The 21,339-nt window shown below is 71.9% G+C and carries 20 protein-coding genes; 6 read left to right on the forward strand and 14 right to left on the reverse strand.

Annotated features, from left to right (window positions below; genetic code table 11):
* The first annotated feature begins 48 nt into the window (after positions 1 to 48).
* Positions 49 to 408, forward strand: coding sequence for a YciI family protein (locus ACFVVO_RS10240; protein ID WP_390054110.1), 360 nt, complete (start codon positions 49 to 51; stop codon positions 406 to 408).
* A gap of 10 nt (positions 409 to 418) precedes the next feature.
* Here ACFVVO_RS10240 and ACFVVO_RS10245 read toward each other — a convergent pair whose 3' ends face one another.
* Positions 419 to 1,189 carry an SRPBCC domain-containing protein gene (locus tag ACFVVO_RS10245; RefSeq protein WP_390053489.1) on the reverse strand — a complete coding sequence of 257 codons (771 nt, stop codon included), beginning with the start codon at positions 1,187 to 1,189 and terminating at the stop codon, positions 419 to 421.
* A 165-nt stretch (positions 1,190 to 1,354) separates the two neighbouring features.
* On the opposite strand from ACFVVO_RS10245, the gene ACFVVO_RS10250 reads away from it, so the two are divergent.
* Positions 1,355 to 3,652: a SpoIIE family protein phosphatase gene (locus tag ACFVVO_RS10250; protein ID WP_390053491.1), complete on the forward strand. Its 2,298-nt coding sequence runs from the start codon at positions 1,355 to 1,357 to the stop codon at positions 3,650 to 3,652.
* A gap of 16 nt (positions 3,653 to 3,668) precedes the next feature.
* Here ACFVVO_RS10250 and ACFVVO_RS10255 read toward each other — a convergent pair whose 3' ends face one another.
* The 3 genes from ACFVVO_RS10255 to ACFVVO_RS10265 form a co-directional block, all read right to left on the reverse strand.
* A complete protein-coding gene (locus ACFVVO_RS10255; RefSeq protein WP_390053493.1) occupies positions 3,669 to 5,306 on the reverse strand; it encodes a polyamine aminopropyltransferase in 1,638 nt (545 codons plus the stop codon).
* A 79-nt stretch (positions 5,307 to 5,385) separates the two neighbouring features.
* Positions 5,386 to 5,931 (reverse strand): DUF2617 family protein, encoded by a 546-nt coding sequence (locus tag ACFVVO_RS10260; RefSeq protein WP_390053494.1) that lies wholly within the window; start codon positions 5,929 to 5,931, stop codon positions 5,386 to 5,388.
* Between the two features lie 349 nt (positions 5,932 to 6,280).
* Positions 6,281 to 6,652 carry a hypothetical protein gene (locus tag ACFVVO_RS10265; RefSeq protein WP_390053496.1) on the reverse strand — a complete coding sequence of 124 codons (372 nt, stop codon included), beginning with the start codon at positions 6,650 to 6,652 and terminating at the stop codon, positions 6,281 to 6,283.
* 261 nt (positions 6,653 to 6,913) lie between these two features.
* On the opposite strand from ACFVVO_RS10265, the gene ACFVVO_RS10270 reads away from it, so the two are divergent.
* Entirely contained in the window at positions 6,914 to 7,441 is a 528-nt protein-coding gene (locus ACFVVO_RS10270) for a YcxB family protein (RefSeq protein WP_390053498.1), read from the forward strand.
* A gap of 76 nt (positions 7,442 to 7,517) precedes the next feature.
* Positions 7,518 to 8,702: a pyridoxal phosphate-dependent aminotransferase gene (locus ACFVVO_RS10275; RefSeq protein WP_390053499.1), complete on the forward strand. Its 1,185-nt coding sequence runs from the start codon at positions 7,518 to 7,520 to the stop codon at positions 8,700 to 8,702.
* Positions 8,703 to 8,746: 44 nt separating this feature from the next.
* On the opposite strand, the gene ACFVVO_RS10280 is transcribed toward ACFVVO_RS10275, so the two are convergent.
* Positions 8,747 to 9,277, reverse strand: coding sequence for a YbjN domain-containing protein (locus ACFVVO_RS10280; protein WP_390053501.1), 531 nt, complete (start codon positions 9,275 to 9,277; stop codon positions 8,747 to 8,749).
* Between the two features lie 174 nt (positions 9,278 to 9,451).
* Positions 9,452 to 12,046, reverse strand: a complete 2,595-nt coding sequence (gene clpB, locus ACFVVO_RS10285; protein ID WP_390053502.1) for an ATP-dependent chaperone ClpB — start codon at positions 12,044 to 12,046, stop codon at positions 9,452 to 9,454.
* Positions 12,047 to 12,187: 141 nt separating this feature from the next.
* On the opposite strand from clpB, the gene ACFVVO_RS10290 reads away from it, so the two are divergent.
* Positions 12,188 to 12,601, forward strand: a complete 414-nt coding sequence (locus ACFVVO_RS10290; protein WP_390053504.1) for a pyridoxamine 5'-phosphate oxidase family protein — start codon at positions 12,188 to 12,190, stop codon at positions 12,599 to 12,601.
* 166 nt (positions 12,602 to 12,767) lie between these two features.
* Here ACFVVO_RS10290 and ACFVVO_RS10295 read toward each other — a convergent pair whose 3' ends face one another.
* Positions 12,768 to 13,103, reverse strand: a complete 336-nt coding sequence (locus ACFVVO_RS10295) for a hypothetical protein (RefSeq protein ID WP_390053506.1) — start codon at positions 13,101 to 13,103, stop codon at positions 12,768 to 12,770.
* Positions 13,100 to 13,288, reverse strand: coding sequence for a hypothetical protein (locus ACFVVO_RS10300; RefSeq protein WP_390053507.1), 189 nt, complete (start codon positions 13,286 to 13,288; stop codon positions 13,100 to 13,102). Before ACFVVO_RS10300 ends, ACFVVO_RS10295 begins: the two co-directional genes overlap by 4 nt.
* Positions 13,289 to 13,423: 135 nt before the next feature.
* Here ACFVVO_RS10300 and ACFVVO_RS10305 point away from each other — a divergent pair, with 135 nt between their 5' ends.
* Positions 13,424 to 14,476, forward strand: coding sequence for a helix-turn-helix transcriptional regulator (locus ACFVVO_RS10305; protein ID WP_390053509.1), 1,053 nt, complete (start codon positions 13,424 to 13,426; stop codon positions 14,474 to 14,476).
* Positions 14,477 to 14,515: 39 nt separating this feature from the next.
* On the opposite strand, the gene ACFVVO_RS10310 is transcribed toward ACFVVO_RS10305, so the two are convergent.
* From ACFVVO_RS10310 to dnaK, 6 genes are all read right to left on the reverse strand, one after another.
* On the reverse strand, positions 14,516 to 15,568 hold the full coding sequence (locus ACFVVO_RS10310; protein WP_390053511.1) for a LuxR C-terminal-related transcriptional regulator: 1,053 nt from the start codon (positions 15,566 to 15,568) through the stop codon (positions 14,516 to 14,518).
* Positions 15,569 to 15,739: 171 nt separating this feature from the next.
* Positions 15,740 to 16,846 carry a sugar ABC transporter substrate-binding protein gene (locus ACFVVO_RS10315; RefSeq protein ID WP_390053512.1) on the reverse strand — a complete coding sequence of 369 codons (1,107 nt, stop codon included), beginning with the start codon at positions 16,844 to 16,846 and terminating at the stop codon, positions 15,740 to 15,742.
* A 307-nt stretch (positions 16,847 to 17,153) separates the two neighbouring features.
* Complete coding sequence (locus ACFVVO_RS10320; RefSeq protein ID WP_390053513.1) at positions 17,154 to 17,612, reverse strand: heat shock protein transcriptional repressor HspR; 459 nt, start codon at positions 17,610 to 17,612, stop codon at positions 17,154 to 17,156.
* A 7-nt stretch (positions 17,613 to 17,619) separates the two neighbouring features.
* A complete protein-coding gene (gene dnaJ, locus ACFVVO_RS10325) occupies positions 17,620 to 18,789 on the reverse strand; it encodes a molecular chaperone DnaJ (RefSeq protein ID WP_390053515.1) in 1,170 nt (389 codons plus the stop codon).
* Positions 18,790 to 18,825: 36 nt separating this feature from the next.
* Positions 18,826 to 19,488, reverse strand: a complete 663-nt coding sequence (grpE, locus tag ACFVVO_RS10330; RefSeq protein ID WP_390053517.1) for a nucleotide exchange factor GrpE — start codon at positions 19,486 to 19,488, stop codon at positions 18,826 to 18,828.
* Positions 19,485 to 21,323 carry a molecular chaperone DnaK gene (gene dnaK, locus ACFVVO_RS10335; RefSeq protein WP_390053518.1) on the reverse strand — a complete coding sequence of 613 codons (1,839 nt, stop codon included), beginning with the start codon at positions 21,321 to 21,323 and terminating at the stop codon, positions 19,485 to 19,487. Before dnaK ends, grpE begins: the two co-directional genes overlap by 4 nt.
* Between the last annotated feature and the right edge of the window lie 16 nt (positions 21,324 to 21,339).

Raw genomic sequence — 21,339 nt, forward strand, 5'->3', positions numbered from 1 at the left:
AGAGGGCGTCCGCCGCTCGCGGGTGTCAGGGTGACAGGCGTGAAGTACATGGTGCTGATGTACGCCGACCCGGCGGCGACCGAGGCGATGACGGCCGAGGAACGCGCCGAGGTGTTCCGCCGGCACGAGGCGCTCCACCAGGACCTCGCGGGCACCGGTGAAATGCTGAACGGCGCCGGGCTGGCGTATCCGAGGGACACGGTGACCCTGCGGCGGCACGCGGCCGGCACGAGCGCGGTCGAGGGACCGCTCGCGGACACGACGGAGCAGCTGACCGCCTACTACGTCGTCGACTGCGCGAGCCCGGAGCGGGCGCGCGCCATCGCCGAACGCGTCCTCGACTTCCATGTCGTGGCGGTGGAGGTACGGCCCGTCCACGACTCGTTCGGGATGGCCGAGGCCCCCTGAGGTCGTGCCGCTAGCGCCGGCGGCGCAGGGCGCGGCTCACCACGATCGCGGAGGCCAGGGCCAGAGCCGCCGCGGGTGCCGCCCAGCGCAGGACCTGGTTGCCGGCGCCGGCCTGCGGGGCCGGTACGGGGGCGTAACGGCCTCGCGGGGGTGCGTGGTCGACCTCCTCCGCGCTGCGGCCGATCATCGTCCGCCGCGCGTGCGCGGCCTCGGCGGGCGGCGCGCCCGTGTCGGCGAAGTCGTCCGCCGGGCGGTCGGCATCGGCGGTGCCGTCGTCCGCGGCGGCATCCAGGGAGGGCGGCGGGACCTCGGTGTCGAAGACGGAGGCGGACTCGGGCCCGGGTTCCCGGTCCGGGTTGTCGGGGCTGGCCGCCAGGCTCTCCACGAAGCGGTTCAGCAGCCGGGTCACCGCCGAGCTCACCGCGTCCGCCGGCAGCTCGGCGATGCGTCCGTCCGCGTCCGCGGTGCCCTCGACCATGACGGTGGTGCCGTCGGCGGTGCCTTCGAGGCGCAGGGTGAGCGCGACCTTGGCCGTGCCGCTGCCACGGGCCTCGCCGGCCTCGCCGTCGACGGCGTAGCTGCCGTCCTCGCGGCGCGTGATGCGCAGCGCCCCGCGGTAGGTGACGGAGTGTCCGCCGACTCGCAGCTTCAGCCGTCCCGAGACGGGTTCGGCACCGGCGTCCTGCTGGAGCCCGGGGACCGCCCGGGCGACCCGGGCGGGCTCGGCGAGCGCCTCCCTGAGCCGGTCGACCGGAACCGGAACGAAGACCTGGTGCTCCATGTCGGCTGAGCCTACCCAGTCCCGGGCGGAACGCACCCTCCCGCGCGCGGAGCCGCTTCCGCGGCCGCCCGCCCACCGGGAATGCCCCGAACGGCGGCAGCTTGCCAAGATCGGGTCCGGCCGGTGGGCGGCGCGGGCATGGATGGGGGCGGAGGTGTTGCCGCGATGCCCAGCGATGACCGGCTCATGCGTCTTGACGAGGCCGGGCGGGTGCTCGAATGGCACCGTGCGGCCCAGGAGACGTTCGGCTGGTCCGCCGAGGAGGCCGTCGGACGGACCGTGGCGGCACTGCTGCGCGGCGGCACGGCGGGCGGCCCGGCCCGCCGCGCCCGCCCGGAGGTGATGCCGCCCGTGCTGGTCAGGCCCGTGCTGGCGGAGGGGACGCTGGTGTGGGAGGTGTGCGCGGCGGCGGAGGCCGCGTCCGGCCAGGACCTCGCCATCCTGCGGGCGATGTTCACCCTGTCACCGGTGGGCCTGCATGTGCTGGACGACCGGCTGCGCATCGTCCGCGTCAACACCGCGACCCGCGCGCTGCGCGGCGGGGCCGAGGACCGGCTGCTGGGCCGGGTCTTCTCCCGGGCGTACGGCCTGGCCGACCCCAGGCAGGAGGAGGAGGCGGCGCGCCGGGTGCTGGAGACCGGCCGGGCGGAACTGAACCGGATCGTGCGGGTGATGCCGGGTGCGGCCGGCCGTGAGCACAGCGTCTACTCCGTCTCCTACGTGCGCCTGGAGAACGTGCGCGGCGACATCCTCGGCCTGGTCGCCTCGGCCATCGACGTGACCGAACGCGAACACGCCCTGTGGCGGCTCTCGGTGGTGGACGAGGTGCGGCGCCGGGTGGGCGAGCGGCTGGACGTGATCGCCGCCTGCCAGGAGTTCGTGGACGCGGTCGTGCCGCGGTTCTCGGGCATCGCCGTGGTCGAGGTGGTCGAGGAGGTGGTGCGGGGGGAGGCGCCGCCCCTGGTCCCGGTCGGCCGCGAGGTGCCGCTGCGCCGGGCCGCGTTCCGGGGCGTGGTGTCGGCGTATCCGGTGGGCGAGGTGCGGCGGCTGCCCTACGGCACGCCGTTCTCGCGGGTGCTCACCGACCTGCGGCCGCGGCTCCTCACGGTCGACGAGGACAGCCTGTGGCTCGGGGCCGATCCGCCGCGGGCGGACGCCATCCGGGCCTCCGGCGCCCACTCCCTGATCGTCGCCCCGCTGGCGCTGCGCGGCGAGGCACTCGGCGTGGTCAGCTTCTACCGGCACCGGGAGGAGGACCCCTTCGAGGAGGCGGACGTCGCCCTCGCCGCCGACGTGTGCGCGCACGCCGCACTGTGCATCGACAACGCCCGGCGCTACGCCCGGGAGCGGACCATCGCCGCGACCGTGCAGCGCAGGCTGCTCCCCCAGCGGCCGGCGCTGCCGGACACGGTGGAGCTGTCCCACCTGCATCTGCCCTCCCCCGACGGCGGCGGTGCCTGGTTCGACGTGATCGGCATGGCCGGCGCCCGGACGGCGCTGATCGTCGGGGAGGTGGCCGGCCACGGCATGGCCGCCGCGACCACGATGGGACAGCTCCGCACGGTCATCCACTCGCTGGCGTCCCTGGACCTGGCGCCGGACGAGCTGATGGCCCGGCTGAGCGACACGGCGGCCCGCCTCGCCGCGGAACGCGCAGCGCTGCCGACGGGCGACCCGCTGCACCGTGAGCCGCTGACCGCGAGCTGCCTGATCGCCGTCTACGACCCGATCGATCTCACCTGCACCTTCGTGCGGGCGGGACTCTCGGAACCCGTCGTGGTCCCGCCCGGCGGCGCTCCGGCCGTCGTCCCCGTACCCGCGGGACCGCTGCTCGCCGGCCCCGGCAACGCCCCGTTCCCGGCCACCACGGTCGACCTGCCGGCCGGGAGCACGCTCGCGATCGGCACCCGCACCCTGGCGCGGGACGTCCTCGCCCCGTCCGCGCCGCTGCGCGTCCTGTTCGACGAGCACGCCCACGGGCCGCTGCCCGACCTGTGCGACGCCGTCGCCTACGCCATCAGCGACGGGCGGCGGGCGGAGGACGCGCTGCTGCTGTTCGCGCGCACCACGGCGCTGCCCGCCGAGCGGGTCTTCAGCTGTGCCCTGCCCGCGGGGCCCGAGGCCGCGCCGTTCGCGCGTACGGCGGCCCGGCGCCGGCTGCAGGCCTGGGGGGTCGACCGGGAGGCCGCGTTCACCACCGAGCTGATCGTCAGCGAACTCGTCGGCAACGCGGTCCGCTACGGCGCCCCGCCGATGCGCCTGCGCCTGATCTGCAACGGCATGCTGACGTGCGAGGTCAGTGACGGCGCGATGTCCGCTCCGCACCTCAAGCACGCCCGCACCACTGACGAGACCGGGCGCGGGCTTTTCATCATCGCCACCCTGGCCGACAACTGGGGCACCCGGTACCAGACGGAGGGCAAGACCGTGTGGGCCCAGCAGTCCCTCGACGGCTGCCGGTGAGGCGCGGGCACGCCGGTCAGTACCGCGGATGCGCCAGCGTCGACGCCGGCAGCCCCCCGATCCGTGTGGCGGCCGCCGCGCGCGCGTCGGCCGCCAGGCCGTCCCCGGTCAGGGTGCGGAGCGGGGGCCCCTCAGGGTCCAGACGCGGCCGCGGCGCCGTACCGCCCGGTGCCGCCAGCAGGAACCCCCAGTCGTGCGGGGCCCGGGAGGCGTCGGCCGAGCGGTCGGGGCCGGCCGGGAAACGGGAGTCCTGGCCGGGAACGCGGTAGGGGGCGGTGGCGAAGCCGGCCGCCCGGAGGGTCGACGCCACCGTCCAGAAGGCGCGGGGGCGGGCGGTGACCGGACCGGCGTGCACCACGAGCCGCCCGTCGGCGGCGAGGGCGCGGCGGGCCAAGCCGTAGAACTCCTGGGAGTACAGCTTGGTGCTGGCGGTGATGCCGGGGTCGGGCAGGTCCGCGATCACGGCGTCGTACGCCCCCGCCGGCGCCCCGCGCAGCCAGGTGAGCGCGTCCGCCGTCGTCAGGTGCAGGCGGGGGTCGTCGTAGGCGTGGCCGTTGAGGGCGGACAGGCCGGGGTCGCGGCGGGCCAGGCGGGTGAGGCCGGCGTCGAGTTCGACCAGGTCGACGCGGCGCACGTCCCGGTGGCGCAGGACCTCGCGGGCGGCCAGGCCGTCGCCGCCGCCGAGGATGAGCACGCGCGTGTGCGGGCCGCTCAGCGCGGGCTGGACGAGGGCCTCGTGGTAGCGGCGTTCGTCGCGGCCGCCGACCCTGAGCCGGCCGTCCAGGAAGAGGTCGAGGGGCCGGCCGCCGGTGCCGCCGGCGAGGACGACCTCCTGCACGCCGGTCTGCTCGGCGACCCGGACGTCCTTGCCGTACACCGCGTGCCGGGCGGCGCGTTCGAAGTCGTCGGCGAGGGCGGCCGCGGCGGCGAGGACGCCGAGCACGGTGAGACCGACCAGCAGCAGGATCCAGCGCGCGCGGCGGGTCAGGTCGCGGCGGAACAGGCCGAGCACCAGGGCGCCCCCGGCGGTCACGTTGACCGCGCCGGTGAGCAGCGCGCCCGTCAACTGGCCGAGGAACGGCAGCAGCAGGAACGGGAAGGCGAGACCGCCGACCAGCGCGCCCACGTAGTCGGCGGCGAACAGGTCGGCGACCGCGCCCCCCGCGTCCTGGCGGCGGATGCGCTGGATCAGCTCCATCAGCAGCGGCACCTCCGCGCCCACGAGCAGCCCGATGGCGAGCGAGAAGGCGACCAGCAGGCAGCGCGGGCCGTCGGCCCAGATCCCGCCCCAGCCGCCGGTCCAGGCGAAGACCGCGTACAGAGCCATCGCGCTGCAGCCGCCGACCAGGGCGAGCGCGATCTCGATCGCGCCGAACCCGGCGGCCGCGTGCCAGCGCAGCCGCTTGGCCGCGAGGGAGCCGATGCCCATCGCGAACACCATCACGGACAGCACGACGGAGGCCTGGGTGACCGAGTCGCCGATCAGGTACGAGGCGAAGGCGACGAGTTCGAGTTCGTACACCAGCCCGCAGGCCGCGCAGACGAAGACGCACACGAGGACCAGGAACCGCCCGGTGCCGGGCCGGACGGGCAGCCGCACGGGGGCCGTCCAGGGCGGGGTCCCCGGCGGAGCGGGAGCGTGCGGATCGATCACGCTGCGACGTTACGTCACGCACTCGGTACGCTTCGTCACCCACACGTGTGGAACTCCGGGCAGTTGACGCATTACCGGTTTATGCCGCGCGGAACGCGTGCGGCCCCGTCCGGCCGGCCGGGACCCGAGCCCCGACCCGTGTCCGGGTCGCCACCAACTGCCCGTCCTGCGGGTAGGCGTGCCAGGTGCGCCAGTGGACCTGGCCCTCGTGCCACTGGGCCAGCAGCGCGGTGAAGGCGTGCGGGCTGCCGGGGAAGACACCGGCGAGGCCGTGCGGGTGGTCGGAGACGAGGGCCAGCAACTCCTGGGCGCGGCCCTCGAACGAGTCCGGCGTGAGCACCTCGACGCGCGCCGCGAACTCGTACTCCCAGTCGTCGACGCGCTTGGCCACGCCCAGCGGAAGCGGGGTGCTGGACCCGGGGATGCATGCGACCGTCTCCGAACATCGCCCCCGCTCCTCCTCGAGCAGCACCTGGTGGGACGCGCCGAGGAGCCGCAACTGCAGGCTGAGTCCGCCCAGTTCGAGGTCGAGCGTGGCCAGGGCGGGCAGCGGCTCGCGGCCGAGGGCCCAGGCGAGGTCGGCGGCACGGGTATCGGTGTAGGAGGTGTTCAGGGTCGTGAGCATGGGTCGGCTCCGCTAACGAACAAGGAGGGGGGAGTTCGGCCTTGTCAGCCCAGTCAGCCCGGCCGGTGGGGGCGACTGCGGGAGTCCGAGGGCTGTGTCGGTGAGCAGGACGGCCGTATTGGTGAATTAGAGGGAATCATGAACAGTGGCGCCACCACAGCGTTTTTACCCAAGTTCGTGCGGTTTCCATCCCTCAGAGGGCCCCACAGCTCAACTGTTCAACTACGGCGTACGCCGGGCGCACGGCCGGGAAACACCCGGGCGCCCGCCGGATCCGTTCCTCCGGCGGGCGCCCGGGCCCCGGGAAGCCGGCCGCCCCGTGTCGGCCGCCTCCCCCGCTCGCGCTCCGTCAGCCGCCGCCCCCGCAGCCACCGCCGCCGCACGAGGAACCCCCGCCGCAGGACGAGCCGCCACCGCAGGAGGAACCGCCGCCGCACGACGAGTGCCCTCCTCCGCAGGAGTGGTGACCACCGGAGTGGCCTCCGCCGTGATGGCCACCGGACGACGATCCGGCGTCCGCCGCGCCCGCGACCCACCAACTGCTGCCGCTGTCGTACGACGACGAGGACCTCGGGCGGGACGAGCGGGCCCGGCCGGCCGAGCGGGTCCTGCCCTTCCCGAGGTTCGGGCCCCTGCTCCTGGCCCGCTTCCTGCGCGCCCGGTCCGCCGCCCCCGCGATGATCAGCAGCGCGAGCAGAGCCAGGCTGAAACCGATCTCCATGGCGCCGCCCTCCTTCCTCTCCCCCGAAGCGGCCCCCCGTGGGCGCCTCGCTGTCACCGCCACTCGTGCGGTGACCGGGGGATGCCCGTCCGTCGAGCGCGCCAAAGCAGAGTTGAGGAACTTCTGAGGGTCAATGCCCGCAAAAGGCGCCTGACCTGCACAGAAAGGCCGATCAGGGGCCTTCGGGGAACTCACCGGGGCCCGGCTGTCGGCACCCGGCTACGCTCGCGGCTCGGCAGCGCGACGTTTCGGGGAGGGGCCGTGCAGAAAACGACCACAGTGGAGCTGGCCTACGTGCCGACCACCGCGGACGCGACGGGGGCGGTGCGCGCCCGGAGGCGGGCCACATCGGCGGGGCGACGACAGGGCGGGATCATCCTCGCCTGCGCGATCATCGTGCTGGGCGATCTTGTCCTGGCGTCCACGGCAGCGAAGGGGCCCCACCTCGGGTCGACCGTGATCTGCCTCGCGGCGCTGGCCCTGTTCATCGGTCTGTACGCGTTCGGACCCGTCCTGCGGGGGCGGCGGATACACCGGATGGTCGCCGGGCAGGGGGAGTTCCGGGCAGTGGTGAGCGACGCCGGGGTACGGCTCACCTCACGGGACAGCGAGGCGACGTACCGATGGCCGATGATCACCCGGTACGTGGAGACCGCCACGCTCTTCGTGCTGCTGACACCTGACAAACACGGCGTCGGCATGCTCGTCCTCCCCAAGCGTGGCGCCGCGGAGCCGGCGGACGCCGACCGGTTGCGGGCCGTCCTCGACCGGAACGCCGACCGGATCTGAGCCAGGGGCCCCGCCCTGCCGCGAGGCCGCGGGTCCGGCGCAGCGGAGTTGAGGAACCCCGGAGCCTGGGCGCAGGATGGCCGGCATGACCTCCAGCGCGCGCCCCCACCTCAACCGCCGCCTGGCGGAGTTCGGCACGACGATCTTCGCCGAGATGTCCGCCCTCGCCGTGTCGACCGGGGCGATCAACCTGGGACAGGGCTTCCCCGACACCGACGGCCCCGAGGAGATCCGGGAGGCCGCCGTACGCGCGCTGCGCGACGGGCGCGGCAACCAGTACCCGCCGGGCCCGGGCGTCCCCGAACTGCGCGCCGCGATCGCCGCGCACCAGCTCCGGCGCTACGGGCTGTCGTACGACCCCGACACCGAGGTGCTGGTGACGGCCGGCGCCACGGAGGCGATCGCGGCCTCCCTGCTGGCGCTGCTGGAGCCCGGCGACGAGGTGGTGGCCCTGGAGCCGTACTACGACTCCTACGCGGCGAGCATCGCGATGGCGGGCGGCCGCCGGGTGCCGGTGACGCTCCGGCCGCACGACGGCGCCTTCCGCCTGGACCTCGACGAGCTGCGCGCGGCCGTCACGGACCGCACCCGCCTGCTGCTGATCAACACCCCGCACAACCCGACCGGCACGGTCCTCACCCGGGCGGAACTGGCGGCGGTCGCCGAGCTGGCGGTGGAGCGGGACCTGCTGGTGGTGACGGACGAGGTCTACGAGCACCTGGTCTTCGACGACGCCGAGCACACGCCGCTGGCCGCGTTCCCCGGGATGCGCGAGCGGACGGTGACGATCGGCTCGGCCGGCAAGACGTACTCGTTCACCGGCTGGAAGGTCGGCTGGGTGACGGCCGCGCCGGCCCTGGTGACCGCCGTGCGCTCGGCGAAGCAGTTCCTGACCTACGTCTCCGCGGGCCCGTTCCAGTACGCGGTGGCACAGGCCCTGGACCTGCCCGACTCGTACTACGAGGACTTCCGCCGGGACATGCGCGTCCGCCGGGACATCCTCGCGGAGGGGCTCGCCCAGGCCGGTTTCGAGGTCTTCAGGCCCGCCGGCACCTACTTCATCACCACCGACATCAGGCCCCTCGGCGAGAAGGACGGCTTCGCGTTCTGCCGTGCGCTGCCGGAGCGGGCGGGTGTGGTGGCCATTCCCAACGCGGTGTTCTACGACGACCGCGAGGCGGGGGCGCCGTTCGTGCGGTTCGCGTTCTGCAAGCGCGAGGAGGTGCTGCGGGAGGCGGCGGAGCGGTTGCGGCGCATGTGAGGGCGGGTCCGAGGGCCTTGGCCCCCGGACCGGCCGGGGCGGTACTACTCCCCGTCGTCCTCGGGCTTCTCCGCTTCGTTCACTTCCTCTTCCAGGCCCAGCTGCTCCACCAGCCACTTGTCGAACTCGATCGCGGCCCGCACCCAGCTGACCGTGGAGGAGACGAAGTGGTTGAGGTCGACACCGGTGCCGACCAGCATCTGCGCCTCGCCGATGAGGCGGACGGTGCCGTCGTCGTGGGTGTGGGTGTACACCTTGGGCCACAGCGTGCGGCGGTTCCAGTCGTCGATGGACTCCAGCAGCTGCGACTTCTCGTCGATCTGGTGGGGGCGGTCGTAGAAGGTCCGCACCGAGAAGACCGCCTGCTCGTCCTCCCCGCGGAACATGAAGTACGTGCGGAACTGCTCCCAGGGCGCCGCGAGGTCTCCCTCCTCGTCGACGACGTACTTCAGCTCCATCTGGTCGAGGAGCTGCTTCACGAGGTCCTGATCCGGGACGACGGGGCCCACCGGTCCCTGGGGCTGCGGTTCGGGCTGGCCCCCGAAGTTCGGAATCGAGGACGGGTCGATGCTCACCGTGATTTTCCCTTCGTACGGATCCCGCCATCCTCCCCCATGCGGGGAGGGGGGTGGCAAGCCCCGACCCGGCCTGTCAGCCCAGGGCTGACATGATCCAGCCGGACGGGCCGCTCGGCACGCGCCGTGCGGCCCGGGGGCACGGCCCGCCCCCGGGCCGATCGGCCGTTCGCGTCAGAGCGTCTTGCCCGTCACCGGGCCCACGATCAGGCCCTCCTCGAAGCGGTCCACGCGAACCATGTCGCCGTCCTTGACCTCGCCGGAGAGGATCTCCCTGGCGAGACGGTCGCCGATCGTGGTCTGCACGAGCCGGCGCAGCGGGCGGGCGCCGTAGGCCGGGTCCAGGCCCTCCTCGGCGAGCCAGGCCAGCGCCTCGGGCGTGATCTCCAGCGTGAGCCGACGCTCGGCCAGCCGCCTGGCCAGCCGGTCGATCTGGAGCTTGGCGATCCGCTCCAGCTCGGGCTTGGTGAGCGCCGTGAAGACCACCAGGTCGTCGAGCCGGTTGAGGAACTCGGGCTTGAAGGAGACCCGTACGACCTCCAGCACCTGCTCCCGCTTCTCCGCCTCGCTGCTCACCGGGTCGACCAGGAACTGGCTGCCCAGGTTGGAGGTGAGCACCAGGATGGTGTTGCGGAAGTCGACCGTGCGGCCCTGACCGTCCGTCAGGCGCCCGTCGTCCAGCACCTGCAGCAGGATGTCGAAGACCTCGGGGTGGGCCTTCTCCACCTCGTCCAGCAGCACCACGCTGTACGGGCGCCGCCGCACCGCCTCGGTGAGCTGGCCGCCCTCCTCGTAGCCGATGTAGCCGGGAGGCGCGCCGACCAGCCGGGCCACGCTGTGCTTCTCGCCGTACTCCGACATGTCGATGCGGACCATGGCCCGCTCGTCGTCGAAGAGGAAGTCGGCGAGCGCCTTGGCCAGTTCGGTCTTGCCGACACCGGTCGGGCCCAGGAAGAGGAAGGAGCCGGTGGGGCGGTCGGGGTCGGCGATCCCGGCCCGGGCGCGCCGTACGGCGTCGCTCACCGCGCGCACCGCCTCGGTCTGGCCGATGAGGCGCCGGCCCAGCTCGTCCTCCATGCGCAGCAGCTTCTGCGTCTCGCCCTCCAGCAGGCGCCCGGCGGGGATGCCGGTCCAGGCGCCGACGACGTCGGCGATGTCGTCGGAGCCGACCTCCTCCTTGACCATGGTGTCCTTGGCGACCTCCTCGGCCTCGGAGGCGGCCTCCAGTTCCTTCTCCAGCTCCGGGATCCGGCCGTAGAGCAGCTTGGCCGCGGTGTCGAAGTCGCCGTCGCGCTGGGCGCGTTCGGCCTGGCCGCGCAGGTCGTCCAGCCGCTCCTTCAGCTCACCGACCCGGTTGAGGGACTGCTTCTCCTTCTCCCAGCGGGCGGTCAGGCCCCGCAGCTCCTCCTCCTTGTCGGCGAGGTCGCGGCGGAGCTTCTCCAGGCGCTCCCGGGAGGCCGGGTCGGTCTCCTTGGCGATCGCCAGCTCCTCCATCTTCAGCCGGTCCACGGCGCGCTGGAGTTCGTCGATCTCCACGGGGGAGGAGTCGATCTCCATGCGCAGCCGGGAGGCCGCCTCGTCGACCAGGTCGATGGCCTTGTCGGGCAGGAAGCGGGAGGTGATGTACCGGTCGGACAGGGTGGCGGCGGCCACCAGCGCGCTGTCCGCGATCTGCACCTTGTGGTGGGCCTCGTACCGGCCCTTCAGCCCGCGCAGGATGGCGATGGTGTCCTCGACGGTCGGCTCGGCGACCAGCACCTGCTGGAAGCGGCGCTCCAGGGCGGGGTCCTTCTCGATCCGCTCCCGGTACTCGTCCAGGGTCGTGGCGCCGACCATGCGCAGCTCGCCGCGGGCCAGCATCGGCTTGAGCATGTTGCCCGCGTCCATGGCGGAGTCGCCGCCGGCACCGGTGCCGACGACGGTGTGCAGCTCGTCGATGAAGGTGATGATCTGCCCGTCGGAGCCCTTGATCTCGGCGAGCACGGACTTCAGCCGCTCCTCGAACTCGCCGCGGTACTTGGCGCCGGCCACCATCGCGCCCAGGTCGAGCGCCACCAGCCGCTTGTCCTTCAGCGACTCGGGCACGTCGCCCTTCACGATCCGCTGGGCGAGCCCCTCCACGACGGCGGTCTTGCCGACGCCGGGCTCACCGATGAGGACGGGGTTGTTCTTGGTACGGCGGCTCAGCACCTGCACGACGCGCCGGATCTCCTGGTCCCGCCCGATGACCGGGTCGAGCCGGCCCTCGCGGGCGGCGGCGGTGAAGTCGGTGCCGAACTTCTCCAGGGCCTTGTACTGACCCTCGGGATCGGCGGTGGTCACGCGGCGTCCTCCCCTGGCCCTGGTGAAGGCCTCTTCGAGCTTCTTGGCGTCGGCACCCTGCTTCTGGAGCACCTCACCGGCCGCGCCGCCCTTCGCGGCGATGCCGAGCAGCAGGTGCTCGGTGGACAGGTACTCGTCGCCGAGCGCCTTCGCCCGCTCGGTGGCGTCGGCGATGACCGCGAGCAGCTCGCGGTTGGGCTGCGGGGGCGCGACGGTGGAGCCGGTCACGCTGGGCAGTCCGGCCAGCACGCGCTCGGCGCCGGAGCGTACGGCGGCCTGGTCGGCCTCGACGGCGGCGAGCAGGTCGGTGATGTTCTCGTTGTCCTGGCCCTGGAGCAGCGCCAGCAGCAGGTGAGCGGGGGTGAGGTCCGGGTGTCCCCCGGTCACTGCGCGGTTGCCGGCCGCGTTGATCGCGTCCCGGCTCCTGTTGGTCAGCTCGGCGTCCACGTGTCGGTTCTCCTCCTCGGCGTCGGCTCGGCGGCCAGGTCCTTCCCAGTGCTGACTTGACCAGCGTACACAAAGTTGAGTCTATTCCACTCAAGGCGCGGCATGCCGCGGGATGCGGGAAATTGCGGCTAGGTTTCGGCCATGGCCAAGCACTCCGTAGACCCGGCTGCCCCGGACGAGCCCTACCTCGCCTTCTGGCGGGAACGGCATCTGTGCACCCTGACGACCCTGCGCCCCGACGGCAGCCCGCACGTGGTGCCGGTCGGGGTGACGTACGACCCCGAGGCGCGACTGGCCAGGGTGATCACGAACGGCGGCAGCGCCAAGGCGGCCCACGTCCGCGCGGCCGGCGCCGAGGGCGCGCGGGTCGCGGTGTGCCAGGTGGACGGCCGCCGCTGGGCCACGCTGGAGGGCCGGGCGCGGGTGCGCACCGACCGGGAGCGGGTCGCGGAGGCGGAGCGGCGGTACGCCGAGCGCTACCACCGGGTGCCGGCGGAGAACCCGCGGCGGGTAGTGATCGAGATCGAGATCGAGCGGGCACTGGGACACGGCTGACCCCGGCCGCCCCACACCCATCGGCCATCGGTTTTCAGACAGTGTGGGAACCCGCCCATACCCCGAAATGTCGGCGGAAACTGCAGCGGCGTCACCGTGTTCAGGTCACGGTGACGCCGCTGCGGGGGGAAGCACCTGAGCGATCTGTTACGACGGGGGAATCGCGTCAGGCACTGCGGGGGGTGGCTGAGATGGTCGTGAGTTCCGGGTCCTCCGGCTCCACGAGACGGTGGTCCCTTTGGTCCAGGTTCACAAAGATCATGCCGTAGCGGATGGCGCACCGCACCGGCTGCGGCGCCCCGCGCGGCTTGCGCAGGCACCGGTAGGCCCGTACGTCCTCGTCCTCGTCCCGGGTGACGACGACCGGCTCTCCGAACACGGTCACCATCAGCGAGTCACCGCTGTGGGGGATGGCGGTGACCAGGTCGATGAAGTGCCAGCCGGAGCGGTAGGCGGTGGCCATCTCTCGCCGGAAGGACCGGTCGTCGGGTGGGGTGGTCATGCCCTCGCACCCGCCCGCACGATGTCCCAGCCGAGATCCTGCCCGGACGCGGTCTGGCTCGTGCGGGGCGTGATGTCCCAGCCGAGATCCAGCGCGGAGTCCGCGTGACCGGCCGGCCGTACGATGTCCCAGCCGAGGTCCAGCGTGCTCACCGTGCCGAAGACCAGTCCTGTGGAGAAGGCCACGGCAAGTACTGAGCGAAGCATTCTCTTGCACATGATGGGCTTCGTCCTCACTTCCCCTGTGTCTCTCCCCCGCCCTCAAGACGATGGCTCATCAAGCCACGTCAAAGCCACAGAAGCGGTGCATCATGTTCCTGCATGTACAGGACCCTGGGGGGTGGAGATTTGCCTAATACTCACACAAACGAGACACATCATCCTCACGGGATGACGGATCTCTGTGAAAACGGCAAGCGCCTGTACGCCGACGCGCTGCGGCTGGGACGCGTCGCCCGCGCGGAGGTGCAAGTCGCCCCCTGCCTGCTGGAACTCGCGTTGCTGCACCCCGATCCGGACGATCCGAAGTGGCTGCGCCCCGTACCGCCCGCCGCCGCGCTCGCCCAGCGCCTGCATCCGATCGAACGAGAGATTCAGGAGCGCAGGCACGTCGCGATCGAACTCACCGATTCCTTCGAGCCATTCATGGCCATCAGCGCCCAGAGTACGGGGGAGACCAACGCGGTCACGGTGCACGAGGGCATCGAGCGGATCAACGCGGCCATCGAACGGGCCACGGCCGACTGCCGGCACGAGGTACTCACCGTGCAGCCCGGCGGCGGACGCAGCGAGAACGTGCTCGGCATCGCCCTGAAACGGGGTCAGGCCGTCATCGACCGCGGGATCTCGATGCGCACGCTGTACCAGCACACGGTGCGGCACAGCCAGGGGACGCTCGCGTACGCCGAGATCATGGCCAAGGGAAAGGTGGAGATCCGCACGCTCGAGGAGCTGATCGAGCGCCTGATGATCTTCGACCGCGAGGTCGCCTTCATCCCCGCCCGCGACGACCGCCAGGTGGCGCTGGAACTGCGGCACCCGGGCCTGGTCGACTATCTGGTCAAGGTCTTCGAACAGCTCTGGCGGCGCGCGGTCCCCCTCCTGGAGGAGCCCGCCTACGCTCCCCCGATCGACGGCGTCACGGGGGTGCAGCGCTCCATCGCCAAGCTTCTGGTCGAGGGCCATGTGGACGAGGCGATCGCCCGCCGTCTCGGCATGAACGTACGGACCTGCCGGGCCCACATCGCCAAGCTGGCCGCCGCCCTGGGCAGCGGCAGCCGCGCCCAGCTCGGGTATCTCATCGCCCGCTCCGGGCTGCTGGACCAGGAACCGGACCAGGAGCCCAGGATGCCGGCCCCGGGGCAGCACGACTGACGAGGGCGCGCACGGGAGCAGCGCCCGGCCCGGCCCGCCTCAGCGCACGCTCGGGGACCCCTGGCCGGGCATCCCCAGCGCGGCGGGCGTGGCCGGCGGGCCGCTGTGCGGAGGGCGGTCCAGGCCCACCTGGGCGATGCGCACGCCCAGTTGGGTACGGCTCGCCGCACCGAGCGTGTCCGACAGCCGGGCGATGTGCGCCCGGCAGGTACGGACGCTGATGCCGAGCCGTTCGGCGATCACCGCGTCCTGATGGCCCTCGGCGAGCAGCGCGGCGATGGACCGCTCGCGGTGCGAGATGCCCTCGATGCCGGTGTCGGGCAGCGGGGCCGTCAGCGGCAGCGCCAGGCGCCAGAGCCGCTCGAAGACGGTCACCAGGTACTCGACCAGGGCCGGGTGACGCAGTTCGAGGGCCATCGTGCGCTCGGAGTTGGCGGGGATGAACGCGACCGTGCGGTCGAAGAGGATCAGCCGGTCGATGACCTCGTCCAGGGTGCGGGCCTCGACCGCCCCGCCCATCAGCTCCAGGTAGTTGAGCAGCCCCTGCCCGTGCCGGGCCACGTGCGTGTACAGGTCGCGCATGCGCACGCCCCGGCCGCGCAGCGCCAGCGCCCGGTGCAGCCCCTCGGTCAGCTCGGCCTCGCGCCGGATGCCACCGGGCTGCACGGTGAGCACCTCCGCGGTGCACGCCGCCGTCGCCTCGTCCATCGCGGCCTGGATGCGGGAGAGCCCGTCCAGCACCCGGATGGCCGTGCCCTCACCGGACGCCGAGAGCGCCTGGAGCTGCTGTCCCAGGCCCGCGTACCACTCGAAGGCGGCCACCGCCGAGCCCACCCGCCGCTGGCTCTCCCTGACCTCGTCGTGGACCCCGCGCAGCAGCCGGGTCATGACCTCCTGCGGTGAGGTCGGCACCAGCCAGTCCATGTCGTCCGGATCGGGGTGCAGCAGGGCCAGTTCCAGCAGGCAGGGCACCGGCTCGGCGTCCGTGCGCGGCACCCGCCCCCGGCGTACGGCCCGGGAATACACGCGATCCCCGGCCTCGCACAGCCGGTCGGCACCGTGAGGATGCTCCTCCGTCCCGTGCCCGGCCATCGCCCATTCCACCCCCGGTTGCTGCCACTTCCGCAGCGCAACTATGCGCGGCCGGGACCGGGTCCGCAACACGGCTCCGGGCGCTCCGGGCGGGGAAAACGGCCGGTATGCGCCGTTGCGTACGGTCTTCCGCCCGCCGCACCGCAACAAGCTGGGGGGGTGGGACGCGGGTTACTTCAGGCCGATCGACGCGCAGGCCGCCTTGTACTTGGCCGTGCAGATGTCACCGGCCGAGTAGATCCCGTCGGCGATGACGGTGTCCTTGATCTTGGCCCGGGTCAGGGCGCTCACCTGGACGAGGCGGGACGGGATGTCCTTGTCGGTGGGGCTGTCGACCCGGTCCTGGGTCAGGGCGTCGAACTGGATGTCCTTGCCCTGCACCTTGGTGACGGCCATCTGTGCGGCGGCCTCGGCCTCGTCCGGGTAGGACTTGTAGACGCTCATGTACTGCTCGCCGGCGACGATCCGCTGCACCCCGTCCAGTTCGGCGTCCTGGCCGGTGATCGGGGGCAGGGTGGTGACACCCGCCGCCTTCAGGGCCTTGATCACACCGCCCGCCATACCGTCGTTGGCGGAGTAGACCGCGGCGATGTTGTCCTTGCCGAGCCGGCCGATCGCCTGGGCCATGTTGGCCTCGGCGTTCTCCGGCTTCCAGTCGGCGGTGTCGAAGGACGCCGCGATGTCGACCTTGCCGTTCAGCTCGGACAGCGCGCCCTGCTTGAACTGCTTGGCGTTGGGGTCCGTGGGCGAGCCGTTCATCATGACGACCTTGTCGGAGGTGTCCACGCCCGAGCCCAGGGCCTCGAGCAGCGTACGGCCCTGCACCTCGCCGACCAGCTCGTTGTCGAAGGAGATGTAGGCGTCGATCGGGCCCTCGGCGAGACGGTCGTAGGCGATGACGGGGATGCCCGCCTCCTTGGCCTTCTTCACCTCGCCGACGATGCCGTGCGAGTCGACCGCGTCGAGCAGGATGACGTCGACCTTGTCGTCGATCATCGTCTGCATCTGGCCGGCCTGCCGGGCGGCGTCCGCGTCCGCGTTGGCGTACTGGACCGTGCCCTTCTTGTGGGTCAGTTCGGTCACCTTGCTCTTGATGATCGGGTAGTCGAACTTGTCGTAGCGGCTGTTCGCCTTCTCCGGCAGCAGCAGCCCGACGGTGACGTCGTCACCCTTCGTCGGGCTCGCGCTCGCACCGTCCCCCGTCGCGTCCAGCACGCCGCACCCGGCGAGCGAAAGGATCATCGTGGACGCGGCCACGGATATGGCGATACGACGCATTCGAGGGCTCACTTCAGGTGCGATCCGGACGTGGGTGCTGCTTTACGACCCAGGTGTCTGAAAAGACAACGCGGAGCGGCCACCCGGCGTCAAGCGGAACTACTTAACGAGTGCGCAACAGCACGCTCCGCTGCACCTGTGAAGGAGGAGCGGAATCCCCTCCAAACAGTCTTTACGGACCCTTCACGTAAAGGAAGTTCACGGGAGGGCAAAGATCCGGGCAACCGTGGGCGGCCGCCGCGCACCCGAAAGGGGCCGGAGACGGTCGCCCGTCTCCGGCCCCTGCCGGTGTGCTTCTCGCGGGCGGTCAGTCCGCCTGCTGCTGCCGCTTCGGCCGCCAGACCACCAGCGCGCTGGTCTGCTGCACCTCCTGATACGGCACCAGGTCGCGCCGGTAGGAGGCGTGGACCGCGGCCTCGCGCTGCCGCATCGCGGCCGCCGCGCCGTCCAGGGCCGCCTGCAGCTCCGCGACGCGGGACTGGAGCGCCGCGACCTGGTTCTCCAGTTCGATGATGCGCTTGATACCGGCCAGATTGATGCCCTCGTCCTGGGACAACGCCTGTACCTGGCGGAGCAGTTCGATGTCCCGGGCCGAGTAGCGGCGGCCCCGCCCGGCCGTGCGGTCCGGGGAGACGAGACCGAGACGGTCGTACTGACGCAGCGTCTGCGGATGGAGTCCGGAGAGCTGGGCCGCCACCGAGATGACGTAGACCGGGGTCTCCTCGGTCAGTTCATACGGGTTACGCCGACGGCCGGGTGTGTCCATGGGGCCCTCAATCTCCCTTCGCGGCCTCGAACAGCTCCGCCCGCGGGTCCTCGCCCGCGGTCGCCTCGCGATACGCCTCGAGTGCGTCACGAGCCTTCCCCGACAAGTCCTTCGGGACACTCACCTCGACGGTGACCAGAAGGTCGCCGCGGGTGCCGTCCTTGCGGACCGCGCCCTTGCCCCGAGCGCGCATGGTACGGCCGTTCGGGGTGCCGGGCGGCAGTTTGAGGGTGACCGCCGGGCCGCCGAGGGTCGGGACCCGCACCTCGCCGCCGAGGGCCGCCTCGGGATACGTCACCGGCACGGTGACGGTGAGGTTGTCGTCCTTGCGTCCGAACACCGGGTGCTCGCCGACGTGCACGACCACGTAGAGGTCGCCCGCCGGTCCGCCCCGCTCGCCGGGCGCGCCCTTGCCGCGCAGCCGGATCCGCTGCCCGTCCGTCACTCCGGCCGGGATGCGGACCTGCATGGTGCGCGAGGACTTGGCGCGGCCGCTGCCCTTGCACTCCAGGCAGGGGTGCTCGGCCATCAGGCCGCGGCCCTTGCAGTCGGGGCAGGGGTCGGTGAGCGAGAACCCGCCGCCCGAGCCCCGGGCGACCTGCCCGGTGCCGACGCAGGTCGGGCACACGCGCGGTGTGCCGTTCTTGTCGCCGGTGCCCGAACAGGCCTTGCAGGGCGCCTGGGAGGACATCCGCAGCGGCACCGTGGCGCCCTCGATGGCCTCCGTGAAGCTCAGCGTGACCTCGGTGTCGATGTCCTGGCCGCGCCGCGGCTGGGTACGGGTCGTGCCCGTGCCGCCGCGGTTGAACAGGCCGCCGAAGACGTCGCCGATCCCGCCGCCGAAGCCGCCCGAGCTCTGCGCGTTGCCGCCGAAGAGGTCGCCCAGGTCGAAGTTGAAGTTGCCGCCGCCGGCGCCCGGCCCGGGGCGGAAGCCGCCGTTGCCGAACAGGGCGCGCGCCTCGTCGTACTCCTTGCGCTTCTTCGGGTCCCCGAGGACGTCGTTCGCCTCGGAGATCTCCTTGAAGCGCTCCTCGGCCTTGGCGTTGCCCTTGTTGGCGTCCGGGTGGAACTCGCGGGCGAGTTTCCGGTACGCCTTCTTGATCTCGGCCTCGGTGGCGTCCTTGGGGACGCCGAGGACCTTGTAGTAGTCCTTCTCGATGAAGTCCTTGGTACTCATCCCCGACGTCCCTCCTTCCTGTCCCCGGTGATGACGTCAGCCCTCCTCCGGGCCACCGTTCTCCTTGTCGTCGGCCGCGTCCGCCTCGGTGTTCTCCTCGGCGCCCTCGGCCTTGACGCCCTGCGCGCCGGGCTGCGGTTCGGCGACGGCCACCCGCGCGGGGCGGATGGTGCGCTCGCCGATGCGATAACCGGGCTGCAGGATGGCCACGCACGTGGTCTCGGTGACGTCCGGCGCGTAGCTGTGCATCAGGGCCTCGTGGATCGTCGGGTCGAAGGGCTCGCCCTCCTTGCCGAACTGCTGCAGGCCCATCTTGGCCGCGACGGTCTCCAGCGACTCGGCCACCGACTTGAAGCCGCCGACCAGTTCGCCGTGTTCCCGTGCCCGGCCGATGTCGTCGAGCACGGGCAGGAGCTCGGTCAGGAGGTTCGCGATGGCGATCTCCCGGACCGCGACCCGGTCGCGTTCGACGCGGCGGCGGTAGTTCTGGTACTCGGCCTGCAGGCGCTGGAGGTCCAGCGTGCGCTCGTTCAGTGCCGTGCGCACCTGGTCCAGCTGTGCCACCAGGCCGGCGTCTGCGGTTGCGTCCCCGGCCGGGGCCGCCCCCTCCTCGGGGGCGGCCTTCGGCTCGGCGTCGTCAGGGGTGGCGCCGGAGGGGACGTCGGGCTTCTCCTCGAAGCCCGGGGTCTCCTCCGTCACGCGGCACCGTCCTTGCGCTCGTCGTCGACGATCTCGGCGTCCACGACGTCGTCGTCCGCCTTGGCCTCACCCTCGGGCGCGCCACCGGCGGCCTGGGCGGCCTGGGCGTCGGCGTACATGGCCTCACCCAGCTTCTGCGAGACGGCCGCGACCTTCTCGGTGGCGGTGCGGATCTCGGTGGCGTCCTCGCCCTTGAGCTTCTCCTTCAGCTCGGCGACGGCCTCCTCGACCTCGGTCTTGACCTCGCCCGGGACCTTGTCCTCGTTGTCCTTGAGGAACTTCTCGGTCTGGTAGACGAGCTGCTCGCCCTGGTTGCGGGTCTCGGCGGCCTCGCGGCGGGCGTGGTCCTCCTCCGCGTACTTCTCGGCCTCCTGGCGCATCCGGTCGACCTCGTCCTTCGGCAGCGAGGAGCCGCCGGTGACGGTCATCTTCTGCTCCTTGCCCGTGCCGAGGTCCTTCGCGGTCACGTGCATGATGCCGTTGGCGTCGATGTCGAAGGCGACCTCGATCTGCGGGACACCACGCGGGGCCGGCGGCAGACCGGTCAGCTCGAACATCCCGAGCTTCTTGTTGTACGCCGCGATCTCGCGCTCGCCCTGGTAGACCTGGATCTGCACGGAGGGCTGGTTGTCCTCGGCGGTGGTGAAGATCTCGGACCGCTTGGTCGGGATCGTCGTGTTCCGCTCGATGAGCTTCGTCATGATGCCGCCCTTGGTCTCGATACCGAGGGACAGCGGGGTCACGTCGAGGAGCAGGACGTCCTTGACCTCACCCTTGAGGACACCGGCCTGGAGGGCGGCGCCGATGGCGACGACCTCGTCCGGGTTCACGCCCTTGTTGGCCTCGTTGCCACCGGTCAGCTCCTTGACGAGCTCGGCGACGGCGGGCATACGGGTGGAGCCGCCGACGAGGACGACGTGGTCGATCTCGCCGAGCTGGATACCGGCGTCCTTGATGACGTTGTGGAACGGCGTCTTGCAGCGCTCCAGCAGGTCCGCGGTCAGCTGCTGGAACTGGGCGCGCGTGAGCTTCTCGTCCAGGTGCAGCGGGCCCTCGGCGGACGCGGTGATGTAGGGCAGGTTGATCGAGGTCTCGGTGGACGAGGACAGCTCGATCTTCGCCTTCTCGGCGGCCTCACGCAGACGCTGCAGCGCCATCTTGTCCTTGGCGAGGTCCACGCCGTGGCCGGCCTTGAACTGCTGCACCAGGTAGTCGACGACGCGCTGGTCCCAGTCGTCTCCACCGAGGTGGTTGTCACCGTTGGTGGCCTTCACCTCGACGACGCCGTCGCCGATCTCCAGGAGGGACACGTCGAAGGTGCCGCCACCGAGGTCGAAGACGAGGATCGTCTGGTCGTCCTTGTCGAGGCCGTAGGCGAGCGCCGCCGCGGTGGGCTCGTTGACGATGCGCAGGACGTTCAGACCGGCGATCTCGCCGGCCTCCTTCGTCGCCTGACGCTCGGAGTCGTTGAAGTAGGCCGGGACGGTGATGACCGCGTCCGTGACCTTCTCGCCCAGGTAGGACTCGGCGTCCCGCTTCAGCTTCTGCAGGATGAAGGCGGAGATCTGCTGCGGGTTGAAGTCCTTCCCGTCCAGCTGGATCTTCCAGTCGGTGCCCATGTGGCGCTTGACGGACCGGATGGTCCGGTCCACGTTGGTGACCGCCTGGCGCTTGGCCACCTCGCCGACGAGCACTTCACCGTTCTTCGCGAAGGCGACGACGGACGGCGTGGTCCTGGCACCCTCGGCGTTGGTGATGACGGTGGGCTCGCCGCCCTCCAGAACGCTGACGACGGAGTTAGTCGTGCCCAGGTCGATGCCGACCGCACGTGCCATGGTTGATTCCTCCAGC

Origin of the sequence: Streptomyces sp. NPDC058145 (assembly GCF_042884245.1) — a bacterium.
Lineage (GTDB): Bacteria > Actinomycetota > Actinomycetes > Streptomycetales > Streptomycetaceae > Streptomyces.

What these genes read in the sequence shown, in the direction of transcription:
- ACFVVO_RS10320 (WP_390053513.1), bottom strand. Translation starts at nt 17,612, where the DNA reads ATGGACACACCCGGCCGTCGGCGTAACCCGTATGAACTGACCGAGGAG.
- ACFVVO_RS10240 (WP_390054110.1), top strand. Translation starts at nt 49, where the DNA reads ATGGTGCTGATGTACGCCGACCCGGCGGCGACCGAGGCGATGACGGCC.
- dnaJ (WP_390053515.1), bottom strand. Translation starts at nt 18,789, where the DNA reads ATGAGTACCAAGGACTTCATCGAGAAGGACTACTACAAGGTCCTCGGC.
- ACFVVO_RS10305 (WP_390053509.1), top strand. Translation starts at nt 13,424, where the DNA reads ATGTACAGGACCCTGGGGGGTGGAGATTTGCCTAATACTCACACAAAC.
- ACFVVO_RS10265 (WP_390053496.1), bottom strand. Translation starts at nt 6,652, where the DNA reads ATGGAGATCGGTTTCAGCCTGGCTCTGCTCGCGCTGCTGATCATCGCG.
- ACFVVO_RS10295 (WP_390053506.1), bottom strand. Translation starts at nt 13,103, where the DNA reads ATGACCACCCCACCCGACGACCGGTCCTTCCGGCGAGAGATGGCCACC.
- ACFVVO_RS10260 (WP_390053494.1), bottom strand. Translation starts at nt 5,931, where the DNA reads ATGCTCACGACCCTGAACACCTCCTACACCGATACCCGTGCCGCCGAC.
- dnaK (WP_390053518.1), bottom strand. Translation starts at nt 21,323, where the DNA reads ATGGCACGTGCGGTCGGCATCGACCTGGGCACGACTAACTCCGTCGTC.
- ACFVVO_RS10290 (WP_390053504.1), top strand. Translation starts at nt 12,188, where the DNA reads ATGGCCAAGCACTCCGTAGACCCGGCTGCCCCGGACGAGCCCTACCTC.
- ACFVVO_RS10310 (WP_390053511.1), bottom strand. Translation starts at nt 15,568, where the DNA reads ATGGCCGGGCACGGGACGGAGGAGCATCCTCACGGTGCCGACCGGCTG.
- ACFVVO_RS10275 (WP_390053499.1), top strand. Translation starts at nt 7,518, where the DNA reads ATGGCCGGCATGACCTCCAGCGCGCGCCCCCACCTCAACCGCCGCCTG.
- ACFVVO_RS10245 (WP_390053489.1), bottom strand. Translation starts at nt 1,189, where the DNA reads ATGGAGCACCAGGTCTTCGTTCCGGTTCCGGTCGACCGGCTCAGGGAG.
- ACFVVO_RS10315 (WP_390053512.1), bottom strand. Translation starts at nt 16,846, where the DNA reads ATGCGTCGTATCGCCATATCCGTGGCCGCGTCCACGATGATCCTTTCG.
- ACFVVO_RS10250 (WP_390053491.1), top strand. Translation starts at nt 1,355, where the DNA reads ATGCCCAGCGATGACCGGCTCATGCGTCTTGACGAGGCCGGGCGGGTG.